Consider the following 18,402-nt stretch of genomic DNA (forward strand, 5'->3'; position numbering starts at 1 on the left):
AAGTTAACACACTCGTATATACATAATAGATATGAAGTTATAGTCTTTCTCGGACGCCTTGCTTGTGACGGGCTTCACACGGAAGCAGCCGCCTCGGCAGCAGAGAAAGGGCCTCGGATGACCTCGGCAGCCATGCCTCAGACCTCGCGCAGGAAGACTGCGCCTGCAGGGCCGGCCATCCGGCTCGTAGGCCTTTCCAAGCGGTTCGGCGAGACGACCGCCGTGGACTCCGTGGACCTCGAGATTCGGTCCGGGGAGTTCTTCTCCATGCTCGGCCCCTCGGGATCGGGAAAGACGACAGTCCTCCGTCTGATCGCCGGCTTCGAACTGCCGACCGCAGGAGTCATCGAACTCGAGGGCAAGGACGTGTCCGCGCGGGCCCCTTTCGAGCGGGATGTGAATACCGTCTTCCAGGACTATGCCCTCTTCCCGCACATGAGCCTGCTGGAGAACGTGGCGTACGGACTGAGGGTCCGGGGCGTGAACAAGGCGGTCCGCAGGCAGCGGGCGGCGGAAGCACTGGAGCAGGTTCAGCTCGGGGGTTTCCTCGACCGGCGCCCGTCCCAGTTGTCGGGTGGCCAGCGGCAGCGGGTCGCCCTGGCCCGGGCGCTGGTCGTACGGCCGAAAGTGCTCCTGCTGGATGAACCCCTGGGTGCACTCGACCTCAAGCTGCGCCAGCAGATGCAGGTCGAGCTGAAGGAGCTGCAGCAGGAGCTCGGCATCACCTTCATCTTCGTCACCCACGACCAGGAGGAAGCGCTCACGATGAGCGACCGCATCGGGGTGTTCAACAAGGGCAGGATCGAGCAGGTCGGTACTCCCGAGGAGATCTACGAACGGCCCAACGGATCATTCGTGGCCAACTTTGTGGGGACGTCCAACATCTTCCCCGGCACCCTGGCCCGGTCCCTCTACGGCCGGGACGACCGGTTCTCCGTGCGGCCCGAGCGCATCCAGTTACGCACCCTCCCCCCGGAGGGGCCCGGGACGGGGATCGCGATGACGGTCACCGCCCTGGTCTACCTGGGCCACGCCACGCAGGTCCGGGGCACCCTCGACGACGGGACGACCGCCGTCGCACTCATCCCCGTGACCGCCGGCAGAGGCGGAGACTTCGCCGTCGGCCAGCCGGCAGTCCTGTCCTGGAACCAGCAGGACGTCGTCTGGCTCCCGCCGGCATCCTGACCCACTCCCTCCTCCCCAACCCGAAAGGCACCTTCATGGCACGCACCCAGTCATCCCTGCCCCTTCTCTGCCTCACGACGGCGACCCTGCTCGCCCTCACCGCCTGCGGCACCAGCAACGGCTCCACCGAGGGCCAGGGATCCGCCCCCGAACTCACGGCGCAGTCCGAGGTCGGCGAGGGCGAAGGCAGCCTCTCGATCCTTGCGTGGCCCGGCTACGTCGAGGACGGCACCAATGATCCGGCCGTCGACTGGGTGTCCTCGTTCGAGGAGGAGACGGGCTGCATGGTCGATTTCAAGCCCTTCGGCACCTCGGACGAGGCCGTGACGCTGATGCGGAGCGGACAGTACGACGTCGTCTCCGCGTCGGGCGACGCGTCGCTGCGGCTCATCGCCGGCGGCGATGTGGAACCCGTGAACGTGGACCTGGTCGAAAGCTACGAGGGGATCTACCCCTTCCTGAAGGACCAGCTCTGGAACACCGTCGACGGCGTCAACTACGGCGTTCCCCACGGCTGGGGAGCGAACGTGCTGATGTACCGGGCGGACCAGGTGACACCTGCCCCCACCTCCTGGCGGAGCGTCTTCGACGACGCCGAACAGAACTCCGGGAAAGTCACCGCCTACGACTCCCCCATCTACATCGCGGACGCGGCCGTCTACCTGATGGCCCACAATCCCGACCTCGGCATCACCAACCCCTACGCGCTCGACGCCGATCAGCTGGCCGCTGCCGTCGACCTCCTCAAGGCCCAGCGCGAGCACGTCGGCGAATACTGGTCCGACGTCGTCAAGGAAGTGCAGTCCTTCGCCAGCGGCAGCAGTGTCATCGGCACCACCTGGCAGGTGGGCGCGAACATCGCGCAGGCCGACGGCGCCGATGTGAAGACGGTGCTGCCGGAAGAGGGTGCCACCGGCTGGTCCGACACCTGGATGATCGGCGCCGAGTCCGAGCACAAGAACTGCGCCTACAAGTGGCTCGACCACATCGCCAGCCCCGAGATCAACGCGCAGGTGGCCGAGTACTTCGGAGAATCACCGGCTACCCCCGCCGCCTGCGAGCTGACCAAGGACACGTCGCACTGCGAGACCTACCACTCCGGCGATGAGGACTACGCGAGCCAGATCTGGTACTGGACCACGCCCGTGGCCGACTGCATCGACGGCCGCACGGATGTCGAGTGCACCGACTACTCCGAGTGGACCAAGGCCTGGACCGAAATCAAGGGCTGACCCCGAACGACGACAGGAAAGGAAGAGTCGGGACATGTCCGTCGACACACGCCCAGCTGACGCCGCCCCGGGGAGACCCGCACGGCAGGCACTGTCCGCACTGCTGTATCGGCGGGGGCGCCTGCGCCTCGCCGGTCTCCTGACCGCCCCGGCAGCCTGGCTCATCCTGGTCTACATCGCGGCGCTGAGCGCACTGCTCATCACCGCGCTGTGGACGGTGGACACCTTCACCGGGAAGGTGTCCACCACGTGGACCCTGGACAACCTCATCCAGGTCACCACCGATCCCGTCTACCAGACGATCGCCCTCCGGACGCTGCGGATCGCTGTCCTCGTGACCCTCATCGACATGGTGCTCGCGCTCCCCATCGCCTTCTTCATCGCGAAGGTCGCCTCGCCGCGCTGGCGGGGTGTCCTCGTCGTCGCCATCCTGATGCCGCTGTGGGCCAGCTACCTCGTGAAGGCCTACGCCTGGCGCAACGTCCTGGCCGAGGGCGGTCTGCTCGAATGGCTGGGCATCAACAGTCCGGGCTACAGTGAGGCGGCCGTCATCATCGCGCTGTCCTACATCTGGCTCCCCTACATGATCCTGCCGATCCATGCGGGCTTCGAACGGGTGCCGGACTCCCTGCTCGAAGCCTCGAGCGACCTCGGCGCAAAGCCTCTCGCCACGCTCCGGCTGGTCATCCTCCCGATCCTCGTGCCCTCCATCATCGCCGGCACCATCTTCACCTTCGCCCTCACCCTGGGCGACTACATCACCGCGCAGATCGTCGGCGGGACGACACAGATGCTCGGGACCGTCGTCTACGCCAACGTCGGCGCCGCCAACAACCTGCCGCTGGCCTCTGCTGTCGCACTGATCCCCATCGCGGTCATCATGGCCTACCTCCTCATCGTGCGGCGCACCGGCGCCCTGAACAATCTCTAGGAGCCCGGAGTGAAACTGTCCCGAAGTGCCCGCATCACCCTCGGTACCCTCACGGCGGTGGTCCTGCTCTTCATCTACGTGCCGCTGCTCCTGGTGGTCGTCAACTCCTTCAACAGCGACCGGAGCTTCGGGTGGCCGCCGCGCAGCTTCACCCTGGAATGGTGGTCGCGGGCCTTCCAGTCCGAGGGCGTCCGGGAAGCCCTCGCCACCTCCCTGTGGGTGGCCCTCATCTCCACGGCCATCTCACTGGTCCTCGGGACCCTCCTGGCCCTGGCGCTGCAGCGGCACGACTTCTTCGGCAAGGACGTCATCAACCTTCTCGTCATCCTGCCGATCGCCCTCCCGGGCATCGTCACCGGCATCGCCCTCAACAACCTGTTCACCACGGTGCTCGGGGTCTCCCTCAGCCTCTGGACCGTGATCATCGCCCACGCCACCTTCTGCATGGTCACCGTGTTCAACAACGCGATCGCCAGGCTCCGCAGGACGAACAGCAGCCTCGAGGAAGCATCCTCGGACCTCGGGGCCGGCATCTTTACCACCTTCCGGCTCGTGACGCTCCCCCAGCTCCGCTCGGCCCTGGTCGCCGGTGGCCTCCTCGCCTTCGCGCTGAGTTTCGACGAGATCATCGTCACCACCTTCACCATCGGAGCCGGCCAGCAGACGCTCCCCGTGTGGATCCTCAACAATCTCTTCCGTCCCAACCAGGCACCCGTGGTCAACGTCGTCGCCGTCGTCCTGATCATCGCGTCCGTCGTCCCGGTCTGGCTCGCACAGCGCCTGTCCGGTGATGCCATCGGGACGACCCGGAGCCGCAAGAAGGCGTCGCCCGGCATCACGAAGGCGTCCTCGACGGCACGCTGACGAAGGTACCCTTCGGCTCCCGGGCGGCGGCCTCGGAGGCGGGTTGAGCGCAAGCACCTCCGTTTCCGTCATGCGCGGTGACCTCGCAGGCCGGTACGCCCGGGCCGCATTGACGTGGGCGTGTGATGTGTGCCATATTTCTCGTGTGAACCTGTCAGACAGCCGGACAGCCGGACAGCAGCCCGCCGATCCGCCGGCCGCCACGAGCTATCCGCTGGCCCGCGTCAGTGCCGCCGAGGCCGTCTTCAATGCTCTCCGCAGCGACATCGAGAGCGGAGCGCTGGAGGTGGGTGCGAAGCTCAGTTCGGAAGCCGCCCTCGCACAGCGCTACGGCGTGAGCCGGTCGGTGGTCCGGGAGGCCCTGCGCTCCTGTAACGCCCTCGGACTGACCGTGACCAGGACGGGACGCGGCACGTTCGTGCTGGCGAACCACGTGGCCAAGGACCTGGTGCTCGGCCAGTACTCCGCCCTGGACCTCACCGAGGCCCGTCCCCACATCGAAGTACCCGCGGCAGGGCTCGCCGCGGAACGGCGCACCCCTGACGAGCTCGAAGCCCTACGGGACATCGTGGCCGCCATGGCCGCCGAGGACGATCCCGAAGCCTGGGTCGCCCTCGACTCCGGCTTCCACGTCGCGATCGCCCGGGCCAGCCACAACCAGGTCTTCGAGGACGTCGTCTCCAACATCCGCGATGCGCTGGCGCACCAGTCGGAGACCCTCAACATGGTGACCGACCGTCAGCACGCGTCCGACCGCGAACACCAGCAGATCCTTGCCGCCGTGGAGGCGGGCGACGCCGAGGAGGCCTGCGCCGCCATGAGCCGCCACCTCCACGCGGTGGGCGCCGCCCTCGACTCCATTCTCAGTCCGTAAGTCTCCCAGCGTGCCCGTCACCCTGTAGTCGACCGCCAAAACGTCACCCCCGAGGACTCCATGCCCTTCCCTGCCCTAGCCGACCCCGCCCCGGAACCGGCGTTGCATCACCTTCCGCAGCACGTGCCCCTCGCCGCGCAGACCCGCGACGGGCTCGTGGAGAGCATCCACTACGGCTCGCTGATCGCCACCGCCGAGGAAGGCACGGGCACCCGGACCCTCCTCACAGCGGGCGATCCGCTGGCTCCCTTCTACCCGCGCTCCGCGCTCAAGCCGCTCCAGGCCGTCGCCCTGGTGCGTGCCGGGCTCGATCTTCCCGCCGATTTGCTCGCCCTCACCGCGGCCAGCCACTCCGGCGCTCCACAGCACGTCGACGGTGTCCGACGGATCCTGGCGATGCACGGACTGGCCCCGGACGTGCTGGACAACAGCTCCGACCTCCCGTACGGAACCGCCGAGCGGGACGAGTGGCTCCGCGCGGGCGGGACGGCGACGCAGCTGACCCAGAACTGCTCGGGCAAGCACGCCTCCATGGCTGCCACCTGCGTGATCAACGGCTGGCCGGTTACGGGCTATCTCGATCCCGACCACCCCCTGCAACGGCTGGTGGCCGAGTCCGTCGCCGACCTGACGGATGAACAGCCCTCGGAACTGTCCACCGACGGCTGCGGAACCCCGCTGTTCGCCCTGACCCTCCGCGGCATGGCCCGCGCGTTCGGCGTTCTTGCCCGCGCTGCCGCGGAAGCGGAGGGAGCGGTGGGCACGCCGACTGCGGAAGCCGCCGTCGGACTGGCCATGCAACGGCACCCCGACATGGTGGCCGGCGAGCACCGTGACGTCACGGAGCTCATGCGGCTCGTCCCCGGTGCCGTGGCGAAGGACGGCTTCCAGGGCGTCCAGCTGATCGGTCTGCCGGACGGCCGGGCCGTGGCGGTCAAGATCTCCGACGGCGGGGACAGCGCCCGCATGCCCGTCGCCGTCGCCGCACTGGAAGCGCTCGGCGTCGACACGGGACCGCTGGCCCCGATCGCCCGGACCGCGGTGCTCGGCGGAGGCCGGACCGTCGGCACCCTCCAGGCCCTCGACTTCCTGTCCACGCCCGCCGACGAAGCCCCCTAAGGACCACGATGACCGACTCCTACTCCACTGCCCCGTTCCGCTCCGAGCACGACCTCCTGGGCGACAGGGACGTCCCCGCCCAGGCGTACTGGGGGGTCCACACGCTGCGCGCGGTGGAGAACTTCCCCATCACCGGCCAGCCCCTGTCCTCCAACATGCATCTGGTCCGGGGCCTGGCCGCCGTGAAGCTCGCCGCCGCCCGCACCAACCACGAGCTCGGCCTGCTCGACGGCGAGCGCGCCCGGGCCATCGAGGAAGCATGTGCCGACATCATGGCGGGCCGGCTCAGCGAGCAGTTCGTGGTGGACGTCATCCAGGGCGGTGCCGGGACGTCCTCGAACATGAACGCCAACGAGGTGATCGCCAACAGGGCCCTGGAGATCCTCGGGCACCCGAAGGGCGACTACGCGCGGCTGCACCCCAATGACCACGTCAACCTCAGCCAGTCCACGAACGACGTGTATCCCACGGCGGTCAAGCTGGGCACGATCTTCGCCGCCCGCGAGCTGCTCGAAGCGCTCACCGAGCTCGAAGACGCCTTTGCTGCCAAGGCCCTCGAGTTCCGCACGGTCGTGAAGATGGGCCGCACGCAGCTCCAGGATGCAGTCCCCATGACTCTCGGCCAGGAATTCGGCACCTACGCCGTGACGATCGGCGAGGATCGGCTCCGCCTGGCGGAAGCCGACCTGCTGATCCATGAGATCAACCTCGGCGCGACGGCGATCGGCACGGGCCTGAACGCCCCCGCCGGGTACGCCGAGGCCGCCTGCCGGCATCTTGCGGAGATCACCGGCCTGCCGCTCGTCACGGCCGTGGACCTGATCGAGGCGACGCAGGACGTCGGCGCCTTCGTGCACCTCTCCGGCGTGCTCAAGCGCGTCGCCGTGAAACTGTCCAAGATCTGCAACGACCTGCGGCTGCTCTCCTCCGGCCCGCGTGCCGGCTTCGGTGAGATCAACCTCCCCGCGGTGCAGTCCGGTTCCTCGATCATGCCCGGGAAGATCAACCCGGTCATCCCGGAGGTGGTCAGCCAGGTCGCCTACGAGGTCATCGGCAACGACGTCACCATCACCATGGCTGCGGAAGCAGGCCAGCTGCAGCTCAACGCCTTCGAACCGATCATCGTCCACAGCCTCCACAAGAGCATCTCCCACCTGGAAGCAGCCTGCCGCACCCTCGCGGCCCGCTGTGTCCGGGGCATTACGGCCAACACCGAGCACCTCCGCCTCACCGTGGAACAATCCATCGGCCTGGTCACGGCCCTCAACCCGCAACTGGGCTACGCCACCGCAACAGCCATCGCCCAGGAAGCCCTCGCCACCGGCAAGGGCGTTGCAGAACTCGTACTCGAACACGGGCTGCTCACCGGCGAGCAGCTCACCGAACTCCTCAGCCCGCGGCGCCTCGCCAACCTGAGCAAGTAAAGGACCGTCATGACACAGCAACAACCGGCCACGCAGCAACCGGCCATCTCCGACCACACGATCCCCGTACACGCCCACGCCTCCGAGGCGACCCTCCACCGCGAGGACGAGGGCTACCACAAGGGCCTGAAGCCCCGGCAAGTCCAGATGATCGCTATCGGTGGCGCCATCGGCACCGGCCTCTTCATGGGTGCCGGCGGCCGCCTCGCCGCGGCAGGGCCCGCGCTCATCCTCAGCTACGCGGTCTGCGGTTTCTTCGCCTTCATGATCCTCCGGGCCCTCGGCGAACTGGTCATGCACCGGCCCTCCTCCGGTTCGTTCGTCTCCTACGCCCGCGAGTTCTTCGGCGAGAAGGCCGCCTTCGTCACGGGCTGGCTGTACTGGCTCAACTGGGCCATGACCGCCATCGTCGACATCACGGCCGTCGCGCTCTACATGAACTTCTTCCGGAAGTACTGGGCGCCGATCGCGGACGTGCCGCAGTGGGCCTGGGCCCTGGCCGCCCTGATCCTGGTGCTGGGCCTGAACCTCATCAGCGTCAAGGTGTTCGGGGAACTCGAGTTCTGGTTCGCGCTGATCAAGGTGGTCGCCCTGGTGTCCTTCCTCGTCGTGGGCATCTACTTCGTGATCTTCGGGACTCCCGTGGACGGCCAGGAGGTCGGCTTCAGCCTCATCGCGGACAACGGTGGCATGTTCCCCAACGGCCTGCTGCCCGCCGTCGTGGTGATGCAGGGTGTCGTGTTCGCTTATGCCTCGATCGAGCTGATCGGCACCGCGGCGGGCGAGACCGAGAACCCCGAGAAGATCATGCCCAGGGCCATCAACACGGTGATCGTGCGCATCGCGGTGTTCTACGTCGGGTCGCTCATCCTGCTCTCGCTGCTGCTGCCCTACACCTCCTACAAGGCCGGCGAGAGCCCGTTCGTGACGTTCTTCGGCTCCATCGGGGTGAACGGCGTGGACGCCATCATGAACCTGGTGGTCCTCACTGCGGCGTTGTCCTCCCTCAATGCCGGCCTGTACTCCACGGGCCGCATCATGCGCTCCATGTCGGTCGCAGGTTCCGCCCCGAAGTTCGCGTCACGGATGAACAAGGCAGGCGTTCCGTACGGCGGCATCGCCCTGACCGCGGCCGTCGCCCTTCTCGGCGTCGTCCTCAACGCGGTGGTTCCCGCCCAGGCGTTCGAGATCGTGCTGAACGTCGCATCCCTCGGCATCATCAGCACCTGGGGCGTCATCGTCCTGTGCCAGATGCAGCTGGCACGGCTGGCCAAGCGCGGCGAGCTGCTGCGCCCCGCCTTCCGCATGCCCGGCGCTCCCGTCACCGGGTGGATCACCCTCGCCTTCCTCCTGGCGGTGCTGGTCCTGATGGCCTTCGACTCGCCGGTGGGCACGTGGACCATCGGCTCCCTGGTGGTCATCATCCCCCTGCTGATGCTCGGCTGGCGGCTGTGCCGTGACCGCGTGCTGGAACTCGCGGCAGTCCGTGACGGCCACACCGGCCCCTACCCTCTGGTGGCGAACCGTCCCGGTCCTGGCGCGAAGGCCCGCGACTAGATCCGGCATCGCTGGAGCGAACGGACGCAGAGGAACCCGCGCACCGCGGGGGACTCTGCGTCCGTTCGTGCTTCCCCCCGGTGGCGACGTCGCCCTTCCTGCTGCTGCAGCTCGTGCCACGGCGCCCTTTTCTCCCTAGGATGTCGAAGGACGAGGAGAAAGCGTGTCGATATGCACGAGCAGACGGCGATGTTCGAGGGCGAGCGCCCGCGGCTCCTCCGCCTGGCCGAGCGGATTCTCTCCGACCACGCCGAAGCGGAGGACATCGTCCAGCAGGCGTGGCTGCGCCTGTCGTCCGTTGAGCACATCGACCATGTCCCGGCCTGGTTGACCACCGTCACCACCCGGCTGTGCCTCGACAGGCTGAGGGCGAAGACGCCCGTGCCTCAGGACGAACTCGAGGATTACGATTCCGCCGAAACCTCGCCGGATCCGGCCGACGAGGTGGCCCTGGCTGACACTGTCGGCCTCGCCCTGCAGGTGGTGCTCGAACGCCTGACGCCTCGAGAGCGGGTGGCGTTCGTCCTTCACGAGAGCTTCGACGTCGACTTCGCGACCATCGCTACCATCCTCGACGCCAGCCCCGACTCGGCCCGGAAGCTCGCCTCGCGGGCTCGTGCCAAGGTCGCCCGCCCCTCCCCCGCCAGAATGCCGGACTGGCAGGTCGTCGATGCCTTCCTCGCTGCCGCGCGCGGAGGTGACTTCGGCCGCCTGCTCGAACTGCTGGCTCCCGACGTGATCGTCACGGGCGACGACGCCGCTGTCGCGCTGGGCACCCCGCAGAGGATGGCGGGGCGCCAGCAAGTGGCTTCCTTCTTCAACGGCGCCGCCAAGACGGCGTTCGCGGTGTTCCTCGGTTCGCGCCCAGGTGCGGCGTGGATCCACCGCGGCGAGGTCAAAGTGGTCTTCGACTTCACCGTCGCCGGCGGCCGGGTCAGCGGAATCACCTTCCGGGCCGCCCCCGAAGCACTGGCCGCGGTGCAGCGCCGCCATGCGGACGGACCGGCTCAGTCCTCCGACAGCTGAGCGAAGGCCTTCTTCGTGTCGCGGTACCAGCCCATCGCGGCGAGCGGCCTACGCCACCGGCTCTTCATCTCCTCATGTGCCGGCGCATGGCTGGTGTCGCCGGCCCGGACGGCATCGCGGAGATGGCGGTCCTGGGCCTTGATCACCGCGTCGGCGTCGTCACCCCGGAGGGCGTGGTCGCACGGGCCGCCGAGCTGGCTGCAGGTCATCGTCTTCATGGTGATCATCCTTCGGTTGAGGCGGGCTTCCCCGGCAGGGCTCCGATGCCCTGCACTTGTATGACGAGTGGCGAGGGGGAAATGTGACCGATCGCGGACAGCCAGCAGCGGTGTCGGTGCGGCACTGTTCCATCACGATTTCAGGGCTCGCCGCTCCGGGGACACATCCCTCTATATCCTCTGCACATGCGAGCTATCGCGATAAGTCTCGGCATCGCTCTGTTCCTCCCCGGCCTCGCCGGCTGTGGTTACCCTTCGGGCACGACCTGCGTCGATTGGGTCCGCTTCGAGACGCTGCAGGAGAGGTTCGACCAGGCGGAGCTGGTGATCGTCGGGGTCGGAACGGAACGGGATGGGACCGAGTCGATCTACGATGCCGAGGCGCACTCCTACCGGGTGGACGTGGCCGAGGTGCTGAAAGGCGATCTGCCGAGTGGGACAGTACGGATCTCGTCGATGCCGGTGACCTGCACCGCGGGCAGCCAGTATCCCGAGGGCGATCCGCTCGACACGGCGTCCGACGTGCTGATCTTCGCGAACCGGCACGAGGGCGAGTGGTTCACCCTGACGCCCTTCGACGGAGTCCTCCCCTACTCCCAGGACACCGTGGATTCCCTTCTCCGATAGACCGTCAGCAGGGACACGCAGGGCACGACGACAGGTGCCGCACCTCTCTGGGGAGCCGGCGGGAGCTCCTGTGGCCGGATTCTATCGGTGGTGGGCGTTTTTACTACTCTTCTGCGGGGCCGCGACCAGCCAGTGTTACTCCTGTGGCCCGGAGGTCGGGCCCTAAACAGGAGTCGGACAATGGAGCAGCCCGTGCAGTCGATCACGAAGGCCAGGGCGACGACTCGCTGCATGGGATCACTGTATTGACCGGCGGCTTCATCGGCCCTCATCGAAGTCCATGTCGCTCTGCTCGTCGGCATCAGTCCGACGACGGGCTCCCCCGCGGCACCCGACCCGGCCGGCCAGCTGCTCTGAGGACCTCAAAATGTCAGTGGCACGCGGGAAAATAGGACATGGACGGCAGCGAGGAACCACTGAGGCAGGCAGCCACACTTCGCTGTGGCGCTGGATCAGGCTCCGCTGTTCGTCAGCTCGGCGTGCGGGATGTCATCGACGCGGTAGCGTCCATTCGGCCCGGCAGCGGAAGCGCGGAGCTGATCGACCAGGTGCGTGATCTCGAGGACCTCAAGTCTGCCGTCGCCGCACTCCAGGCCAGGCTCGCCGTCGCGTTCGATGTGGCTGAGCGCCGTACCCAGGCCGAGGCGGGCGTTCCCGCAGCGGAGCAGGGCCAGGGCGTCGGCGCGCAGATCGCCCTCGCCCGCCGGGAGTCCCCGTCCCGCGGGAGCCGCCTGCTGGGTTTGGCCAAGGCGCTCGCCACGGAGATGCCGCATACCCTGGCCGCGCTGGAGACAGGCCGGCTAAACGAATGGCGCGCGACGCTCCTGGTCAGGGAGACGGCGTGCCTCAGCGCCTCGGATCGCTGTGCGGTGGATGACGAGCTGTCGGCCGATACGGGAACCTTCATCGGTGCCGGCGACCGGGTAATTGTCGCCGCGGCCCGGACGGCGTCGTACCGTAGGGATCCTCGCTCGGTGACGGACCGTGCGCGCCGCGCAGCCGGTGAGCGGCACGTCAGTCTGCGCCCCGCGCCCGACACGATGGCCTACCTGACAGCACTGCTGCCCGTCACCGAAGGCGTGGCGGTGTACGCGGAGCTCTCCCGGCACGCAGATTCCCTACGTTCCGACGGGGATGCCCGTAGCCGAGGTCAGGTCATGGCGGATGCGCTGGTCGAATGGACCACCGGTACGCCGGGCGGCATATCCGGAGTGGAGATCCAGCTCGTCATGACTGACCGCACGCTCTTCCAGGGAGGCAGCGAACCGGCTCGGCTCGCCGGGTACGGCGTCGTTCCAAGCGGTTGGGCTCGGACGCTGGTGACTCCGCACCTGTCCGATTCCAGGGAGGACTTCCGAACCTGGCTCCGGCGCCTGTACACCGCCCCCGGAAGCGGCGAGCTCCTCGCCGTCGACTCCCGGGCCCGGCTCTTCTCGGCAGGCCAGCGCCGGTTCATCGAGGCTCGGGACTCCTCTTGCAGAACGCCCTATTGTGACGCGCCTATCCGCCACTACGATCACATCGTCCCCTGGCACGACGGCGGACCCACGAGTCTTTCCAACGGCGCCGGCCTCTGCGAAGCCTGTGACCACACAAAGGAGCTCCGAGGCTGGATGGTGAAGGCCGTCCCCGCTGTCCGGCACGCGATCGACGTCCGCACTCCCACCGGCCACCTGTACAGATCGACAGCTCCTCCTCCGCCTGGGAGCAGCGGCAAAGCGGGTGATGTGTCGTTGCGGCGGTACCGACGGCTGATGCGCCGACACATCAAGGCGCTCCGCGCCCATCGGCTGGACAAGCTCGCCGCCTGACGCACGCGCCGGCATACGACTGCTCGGGCCGTGGAACCGGTAGCCCCTCCTGACAAGTACTGCTCCTGCGTCCGTAAAGGAACGGAAGAGTATACAAACAACAGTAGTGAATACCTCCTTCCTCGTGACACTACCCGTCGAACGCAAGTAGAGAAAACGCACAGAATCAAGAAAGCAAAATGCTAGGTTGCTTAGCGAAAACGACTGGAAAGATTAGGCTGCTTAGCAAATAACGGCGCAATAACCCTAGGCTACTTAGTAATCAACTCCGAGAAAGCGCTTGCGCCGATCAATCCCAACCGCTATTACTCGCCAGTACGAAATAAGGCCCCTACTATGTGTGCATTGGGTGTGGCTGGGGTCACATAGGGCAAGCCCTATCCCGTTTCCGGGCCAGCCGGAACGCAGCGTTGAGTTCCGGATTCAATGAACGACCCGGGCAGTTCCTCTGCCTGGTGATTAGGGGGTAGTTATGGCTGGAACGTTCGAGCTTTTCCAGGACGGAGGCGTTTCCTTCAGATTCAGGCTGAAAGGGTCCGATGGGACGGTCGTAGCCGTGTCCGGGCAGTTCCCGGACAAAGCGTCAGCGGTCGAGGGTATTCGCGTGGTCCGTGAGTGCGCCGGGACGGGGCTGATCACGGACCTTTGCCCACCGATGTCCCGTCAGGCAGTAACGAGGCGGGCCCCCTCACCGGCGTACTCGGACGCGTCATAAATTCTTCAGTCCAAGTGTGGCCGCCTGCGAAGGGCGATGCCCAATAGGGGCCAGATTGTCTGATCCTTGAAGCGCTCGCAGCGCCCGGCCAAGATATGCCGGAGCTGCGGAACGACAAACCGCTTCGAGATCTGATTTCTGCCTCTTTGCGGGGAGGAATGTCCCGCCCAGACGCGCGGCCGCCGAGAATGGCTGAACGTACACGTTCACCACTTTTGGCAATTACTTGCAGCGTGGACCAGGGAACAAGTAATACCTACTCAGGCAGGACACGCTGGCGGCGGTCACTGTTGATAGAGACACGGAAGTGTTCAGCGAGGCGCAAGGAGCAGACATGATGATGGTGCAGAACAATTCAACGGAAAACCTGCTGACAGTTGCGGAGATCGCGGCCCGGATGCGGGTCTCGAAGATGACGGTGTACCGTCTGGTGCAGTCCGGGGCAATGCCTGGAATCCGATTCGGCCGCTCCTATCGGGTGACCGAATCGGCCGTGCAGCAGTACCTCGAGGACGTCAACTCCGGGCACTGATCCACCGCTCGTCGCCGAACTCGGGGCGCGCGATACCCGCGCATCGGGAGTCGCCATCGTCGGTAGCGGGGGTGGAGTGTCCGGACACGACGTTCACGGGTCCGCCTCGACGGAGGGCCGCTGCCCCACCTCACGCACCGCTGCAGGTGCGGGAGCGTCTTGGCCGCCAGGGAATCGACCGCTTCGGCGATGCCGCGCTGAGGTTGCGGCAGGCTGGCGATGTAGGCGAAGACCGGCTTGTCCCCGACCGCCGCTTTCGTCGGGCTCACCCCCGGCCTGTCATGGCTTCCGGCAGTGTCCAGCCGGCGCTCTGAACCTCCAGCCGGCGGCCTGAACCGAGGCCCTCGTGGCCGCACCCCGGACTCCGCCGTTCCGGGTCTCCTCGCTGTCCACGGCGAGATGGTAGTCCATCCACACAGCGGATGGAGCGATTGCGCATGCCTTGTGGGGCAGAAAGCGGAGAGCCTAGCTGGACGACGTCCAACTCGGCTCTCCGCTTTCCTTCAACTAAGCCCGCGTCTCGCAGCGCGCCCAGCCAACCGACTTGTCACTGAACTGTCAGAAGTCCCAGTCCTCGTCCTCGGTGTTCACGGCCTTGCCGATTACGTACGAGGAGCCCGAGCCGGAGAAGAAGTCGTGGTTCTCGTCGGCGTTCGGGGACAGTGCGGAGAGGATCGCCGGGTTCACGTCGGTGACCGACGACGGGAACATCGCCTCGTAGCCCAGGTTCATCAGCGCCTTGTTGGCGTTGTAGTGCAGGAACTTCTTGACGTCCTCGGCCAGGCCCACGGAGTCGTAGAGGTCGTGCGTGTACTGGACCTCGTTCTCGTACAGCTCGAAGAGCAGCTCGAACGTGTAGTCCTTGATCTCCTGGCGGCGCTCTGGCGTGGCGCCCTCCAGACCGCGCTGGAACTTGTACCCGATGTAGTACCCGTGCACGGCCTCATCCCGGATGATCAGGCGCACCAGGTCGGCCGTGTTCGTCAGCTTGGCGCGCGACGACCAGTACATGGGCAGGTAGAAGCCGGAGTAGAACAGGAAGGACTCGAGAAGGGTCGAGGCGACCTTGCGCTTCAGAGGATCATCGCCGCGGTAGTAGTCCGTGACGATGTTCGCCTTCTTCTGCAGGTTCACATTCTCGGTGGACCAGCGGAACGCCTCGTCGATCTCCTTGGTGGAGGCCAGCGTTGAGAAAATCGACGAGTAGCTCTTGGCGTGCACCGACTCCATGAACGCGATGTTCGTCAGCACGGCCTCCTCGTGCGGGGTAACGGCGTCGGGGATGAGGCTGACGGCTCCGACGGTGGCCTGCACGGTGTCGAGCAGGGTGAGGCCCGTGAAGACGCGCATGGTGAGCTGCTGCTCCTCCGGCGTGAGCGTCGCCCACGACTGGATGTCGTTGGACAGCGGCACCTTCTCGGGCAGCCAAAAGTTGTTCACCAGGCGGTTCCAGACGTCGACGTCCTTGTCGTCCTGGATGCGGTTCCAGTTGATGGCCTGGACCTGGTCGACGAGCTTCAGCTTCTCGCTCATGGTGTGTTCCTTGTCTGGGTGTAAGTAATGCCGGCGATACCGGTGGTGCTTGGAGTGCCAGGCCGGGCGAACTGCCCGGCCTGGCGACGTTACTTGCCTAAAGCATGCAACTGACGCAGCCCTCGACCTCGGTCCCTTCCAGCGCGAGCTGGCGGAGGCGGATGTAGTAGACGGTCTTGATGCCCTTGCGCCAGGCGTAGATCTGCGACTTGTTGATCTCACGTGTGGTGGCGGTGTCCTTGAAGAACAGCGTCAGGGACAGGCCCTGGTCCACGTGCTGGGTCGCAGCCGCGTAGGTGTCGATGATCTTCTCATAGCCGATCTCGTACGCGTCCTGGTAGTACTCCAGGTTGTCGTTGGTCAGGTACGGCGCCGGGTAGTACACGCGGCCCAGCTTGCCTTCCTTGCGGATCTCGATCTTCGACGCCACCGGGTGAATGGAGGACGTCGAGTTGTTGATGTACGAGATGGAACCGGTCGGCGGGACGGCCTGCAGGTTCTGGTTGTAGATGCCGTGCTCCATGACCGAGGCCTTCAGGGCACGCCAGTTCTCCTGCGTGGGGATGTGCACGTCGGCGAACAGCTCACGCACGCGCGGCGTCGCCGGCTCCCATACCTGATCGGTGTACTTGTCGAAGAACTCGCCGCTGGCGTACTTGGACTTCTCGAAGCCGGCGAAGCGGCGACCGGTCTCGATCGACATCAGATTCGACGCCCGGATGCAGTGATACACCACGGAGTAGAAGTAGATGTTGGTGAAGTCTAGGCCCTCTTCGGAGCCGTAGTGGACCCGCTCCCGGGCGAGGTAGCCGTGCAGGTTCATCTGGCCCAGGCCGATGGCGTGCGAGGCGTCGTTGCCCTTGGCGATCGAGGGCACCGAGCTGATGTGGCTCATGTCCGAAACTGCCGAGAGGGTACGGATCGCGGTCTCGATGGTCCGGCCGAAGTCGGGCGAATCCATGGTCTTCGCGATGTTCAGCGAGCCGAGGTTGCAGGAGATGTCCTTGCCTACCTGGTCGTAGGACAGGTCCTCGTGATACGTCGTGGGCTCGGAGACCTGGAGGATCTCGGAGCACAGGTTGGACATGATGATCTTGCCGTCGATCGGGTTGGCCCGGTTCACGGTGTCCTCGAACATGATGTACGGGTAGCCGGACTCGAACTGGATCTCCGCGAGGGTCTGGAAGAACTCGCGCGCCTTGATCTTGGTCTTCTTGATGCGGGCGTCGTCCACCATCTCGTAGTACTTCTCGGTGACCGAGATGTCGGAGAACGGCATGCCGTACACGCGCTCGACGTCGTAGGGCGAGAACAGGTACATGTCCTCGTCGCGCTTGGCGAGCTCGAAGGTGATGTCGGGCACGACGACGCCGAGAGACAGCGTCTTGATGCGGATCTTCTCATCGGCGTTCTCGCGCTTGGTGTCGAGGAAGCGGTTGATGTCCGGGTGGTGGGCGTGCAGGTACACGGCGCCGGCGCCCTGGCGGGCACCGAGCTGGTTGGCGTAGGAGAAGCTGTCCTCGAGGAGCTTCATCACGGGGATGACGCCGGAGGACTGGTTCTCGATCTGCTTGATCGGAGCGCCGACCTCACGGATGTTCGTCAGGGCGAACGCGACGCCGCCACCGCGCTTGGAGAGCTGCAGGGCCGAGTTGATGGAGCGGCCGATGGACTCCATGTTGTCTTCGATGCGGAGCAGGAAGCAGGAGACCAGCTCGCCGCGCTGGCGCTTGCCGGCGTTGAGGAAGGTCGGGGTGGCGGGCTGGAAGCGGCCGTCGATGATCTCGTCGACCATCTGGATGGCGAGCTCCTCGTTGCCGCGGGCCAGGTGCAGCGCGACCATGCACACGCGGTCCTCGTAGCGCTCGAGGTAGCGCTTGCCGTCGAACGTCTTCAGCGTGTACGAGGTGTAGAACTTGAAGGCGCCGAGGAAGGTCTCGAAGCGGAACTTCTTGGCGTACGCGCGCTTGTAGAGGTCGCGCATGAAGTTCATGGAGTACTGGTGCAGCGTTTCGCGCTCGTAGTACTCGTTCTTCACGAGGTAGTCGAGCTTCTCCTCGAGGTCGTGGAAGAAGACCGTGTTGTTGTTGACGTGCTGCAGGAAGTACTGGTGCGCGGCCTCGCGGTCGGCGTCGAACTGGATCTCCCCGTCCGGCCCGTACAGGTTCAGCATTGCGTTGAGCTCGTGGTAGCCCATGTCCTTGAATCGGCTGACCGCGGCTGCGGGTGTGCCCGTCTCCGTCTCTGCAACACTCATGTCCAAAACTCTTCCAATCCTCTGGTAACTCGGTCTACGTCCTCGGACGTGCCCATGACTTCAAATCTGTATAGGACGGGGACGTTGCATTTGGCGGCGACGATGTCGGCGGCAAGGCAGTAGGTCTCACCGAAATTGGTGTTACCGGCCCCGATGACCCCCCGGAGGAGGCTGCGGTTCTGCTCGTTGTTCAGGAATTTCACCACCTGGCGGGGTACGGCACCCTTGCCGGTGATCCCCCCGTAGGTGGGAAGGACCAGCACGTAGGGCTTGAGCGCCCGCAGCGTCGGCTCCCTGGTGAGCAGTGGCATGCGGGCGGCCCGGACCCCCAGCTTCTCGACGAAGCGGTGGGTGTTGTCGGAGACCGACGAGAAGTAGATCAGCGGGGCATCGGTGACCGGACCCTCCCCGCCTCCGGCTTGTGCCGGATCGGGGTAGTCGGCCCGGTCCTCCACGGCAATCGTGGCCATGTCCGATGCCACACCAGCGGATCCCCG

17 protein-coding genes are annotated in these 18,402 nt (G+C 66.0%); 13 read left to right on the top strand and 4 right to left on the bottom strand.

Translation table 11 applies throughout. The annotated features are described in order from the left end of the window. The first annotated feature begins 117 nt into the window (after positions 1 to 117). The 9 genes from ACX80J_RS09695 to ACX80J_RS09735 all read left to right on the top strand — a co-directional run bounded on the left by ACX80J_RS09695 (position 118) and on the right by ACX80J_RS09735 (position 10,212). Complete coding sequence (locus ACX80J_RS09695) at positions 118 to 1,185, top strand: ABC transporter ATP-binding protein (protein WP_459347610.1); 1,068 nt, start codon at positions 118 to 120, stop codon at positions 1,183 to 1,185. 35 nt (positions 1,186 to 1,220) lie between these two features. Beyond that, positions 1,221 to 2,417 (top strand): ABC transporter substrate-binding protein, encoded by a 1,197-nt coding sequence (locus tag ACX80J_RS09700; RefSeq protein WP_459344619.1) that lies wholly within the window; start codon positions 1,221 to 1,223, stop codon positions 2,415 to 2,417. 34 nt (positions 2,418 to 2,451) lie between these two features. Beyond that, a complete protein-coding gene (locus ACX80J_RS09705) occupies positions 2,452 to 3,348 on the top strand; it encodes an ABC transporter permease (protein ID WP_459347611.1) in 897 nt (298 codons plus the stop codon). A 9-nt stretch (positions 3,349 to 3,357) separates the two neighbouring features. Beyond that, complete coding sequence (locus ACX80J_RS09710; protein WP_459347612.1) at positions 3,358 to 4,212, top strand: ABC transporter permease; 855 nt, start codon at positions 3,358 to 3,360, stop codon at positions 4,210 to 4,212. 145 nt (positions 4,213 to 4,357) lie between these two features. Continuing rightward, complete coding sequence (locus ACX80J_RS09715) at positions 4,358 to 5,086, top strand: FadR/GntR family transcriptional regulator (protein ID WP_459344622.1); 729 nt, start codon at positions 4,358 to 4,360, stop codon at positions 5,084 to 5,086. Positions 5,087 to 5,146: 60 nt separating this feature from the next. After that, on the top strand, positions 5,147 to 6,205 hold the full coding sequence (locus tag ACX80J_RS09720) for an asparaginase (protein WP_459347613.1): 1,059 nt from the start codon (positions 5,147 to 5,149) through the stop codon (positions 6,203 to 6,205). Between the two features lie 8 nt (positions 6,206 to 6,213). Further along, positions 6,214 to 7,629 carry an aspartate ammonia-lyase gene (locus ACX80J_RS09725; RefSeq protein ID WP_459347614.1) on the top strand — a complete coding sequence of 472 codons (1,416 nt, stop codon included), beginning with the start codon at positions 6,214 to 6,216 and terminating at the stop codon, positions 7,627 to 7,629. A 9-nt stretch (positions 7,630 to 7,638) separates the two neighbouring features. After that, positions 7,639 to 9,186: an amino acid permease gene (locus ACX80J_RS09730; protein ID WP_459347615.1), complete on the top strand. Its 1,548-nt coding sequence runs from the start codon at positions 7,639 to 7,641 to the stop codon at positions 9,184 to 9,186. Positions 9,187 to 9,357: 171 nt separating this feature from the next. Further along, positions 9,358 to 10,212: a sigma-70 family RNA polymerase sigma factor gene (locus ACX80J_RS09735; protein ID WP_459344626.1), complete on the top strand. Its 855-nt coding sequence runs from the start codon at positions 9,358 to 9,360 to the stop codon at positions 10,210 to 10,212. Here the strand turns inward: ACX80J_RS09735 and ACX80J_RS09740 are convergent. Next, complete coding sequence (locus ACX80J_RS09740) at positions 10,194 to 10,430, bottom strand: hypothetical protein (protein WP_459344627.1); 237 nt, start codon at positions 10,428 to 10,430, stop codon at positions 10,194 to 10,196. The two genes, ACX80J_RS09735 and ACX80J_RS09740, sit on opposite strands and share 19 nt — an antisense overlap. 186 nt (positions 10,431 to 10,616) lie before the next feature. Here ACX80J_RS09740 and ACX80J_RS09745 point away from each other — a divergent pair, with 186 nt between their 5' ends. The 4 genes from ACX80J_RS09745 (at position 10,617) to ACX80J_RS09760 (ending at position 14,115) form a co-directional block, all read left to right on the top strand. Continuing rightward, positions 10,617 to 11,057 (top strand): hypothetical protein, encoded by a 441-nt coding sequence (locus ACX80J_RS09745; RefSeq protein ID WP_459344628.1) that lies wholly within the window; start codon positions 10,617 to 10,619, stop codon positions 11,055 to 11,057. A 395-nt stretch (positions 11,058 to 11,452) separates the two neighbouring features. After that, complete coding sequence (locus ACX80J_RS09750; protein WP_459347616.1) at positions 11,453 to 12,868, top strand: HNH endonuclease; 1,416 nt, start codon at positions 11,453 to 11,455, stop codon at positions 12,866 to 12,868. Between the two features lie 472 nt (positions 12,869 to 13,340). Further along, positions 13,341 to 13,583, top strand: coding sequence for a YegP family protein (locus ACX80J_RS09755; protein ID WP_459344630.1), 243 nt, complete (start codon positions 13,341 to 13,343; stop codon positions 13,581 to 13,583). A 334-nt stretch (positions 13,584 to 13,917) separates the two neighbouring features. Next, positions 13,918 to 14,115: a helix-turn-helix domain-containing protein gene (locus tag ACX80J_RS09760; protein WP_459344631.1), complete on the top strand. Its 198-nt coding sequence runs from the start codon at positions 13,918 to 13,920 to the stop codon at positions 14,113 to 14,115. Positions 14,116 to 14,673: 558 nt separating this feature from the next. On the opposite strand, the gene nrdF is transcribed toward ACX80J_RS09760, so the two are convergent. From nrdF to nrdI, 3 genes are all read right to left on the bottom strand, one after another. Next, complete coding sequence (gene nrdF / locus ACX80J_RS09765; RefSeq protein WP_459344632.1) at positions 14,674 to 15,648, bottom strand: class 1b ribonucleoside-diphosphate reductase subunit beta; 975 nt, start codon at positions 15,646 to 15,648, stop codon at positions 14,674 to 14,676. 97 nt (positions 15,649 to 15,745) lie between these two features. Continuing rightward, on the bottom strand, positions 15,746 to 17,905 hold the full coding sequence (gene nrdE, locus ACX80J_RS09770; RefSeq protein WP_459347617.1) for a class 1b ribonucleoside-diphosphate reductase subunit alpha: 2,160 nt from the start codon (positions 17,903 to 17,905) through the stop codon (positions 15,746 to 15,748). Beyond that, positions 17,902 to 18,375 carry a class Ib ribonucleoside-diphosphate reductase assembly flavoprotein NrdI gene (gene nrdI / locus ACX80J_RS09775; RefSeq protein WP_459347618.1) on the bottom strand — a complete coding sequence of 158 codons (474 nt, stop codon included), beginning with the start codon at positions 18,373 to 18,375 and terminating at the stop codon, positions 17,902 to 17,904. Before nrdI ends, nrdE begins: the two co-directional genes overlap by 4 nt. Positions 18,376 to 18,402 lie beyond the last annotated feature (27 nt).

This window comes from Arthrobacter rhamnosi, assembly GCF_054510975.1.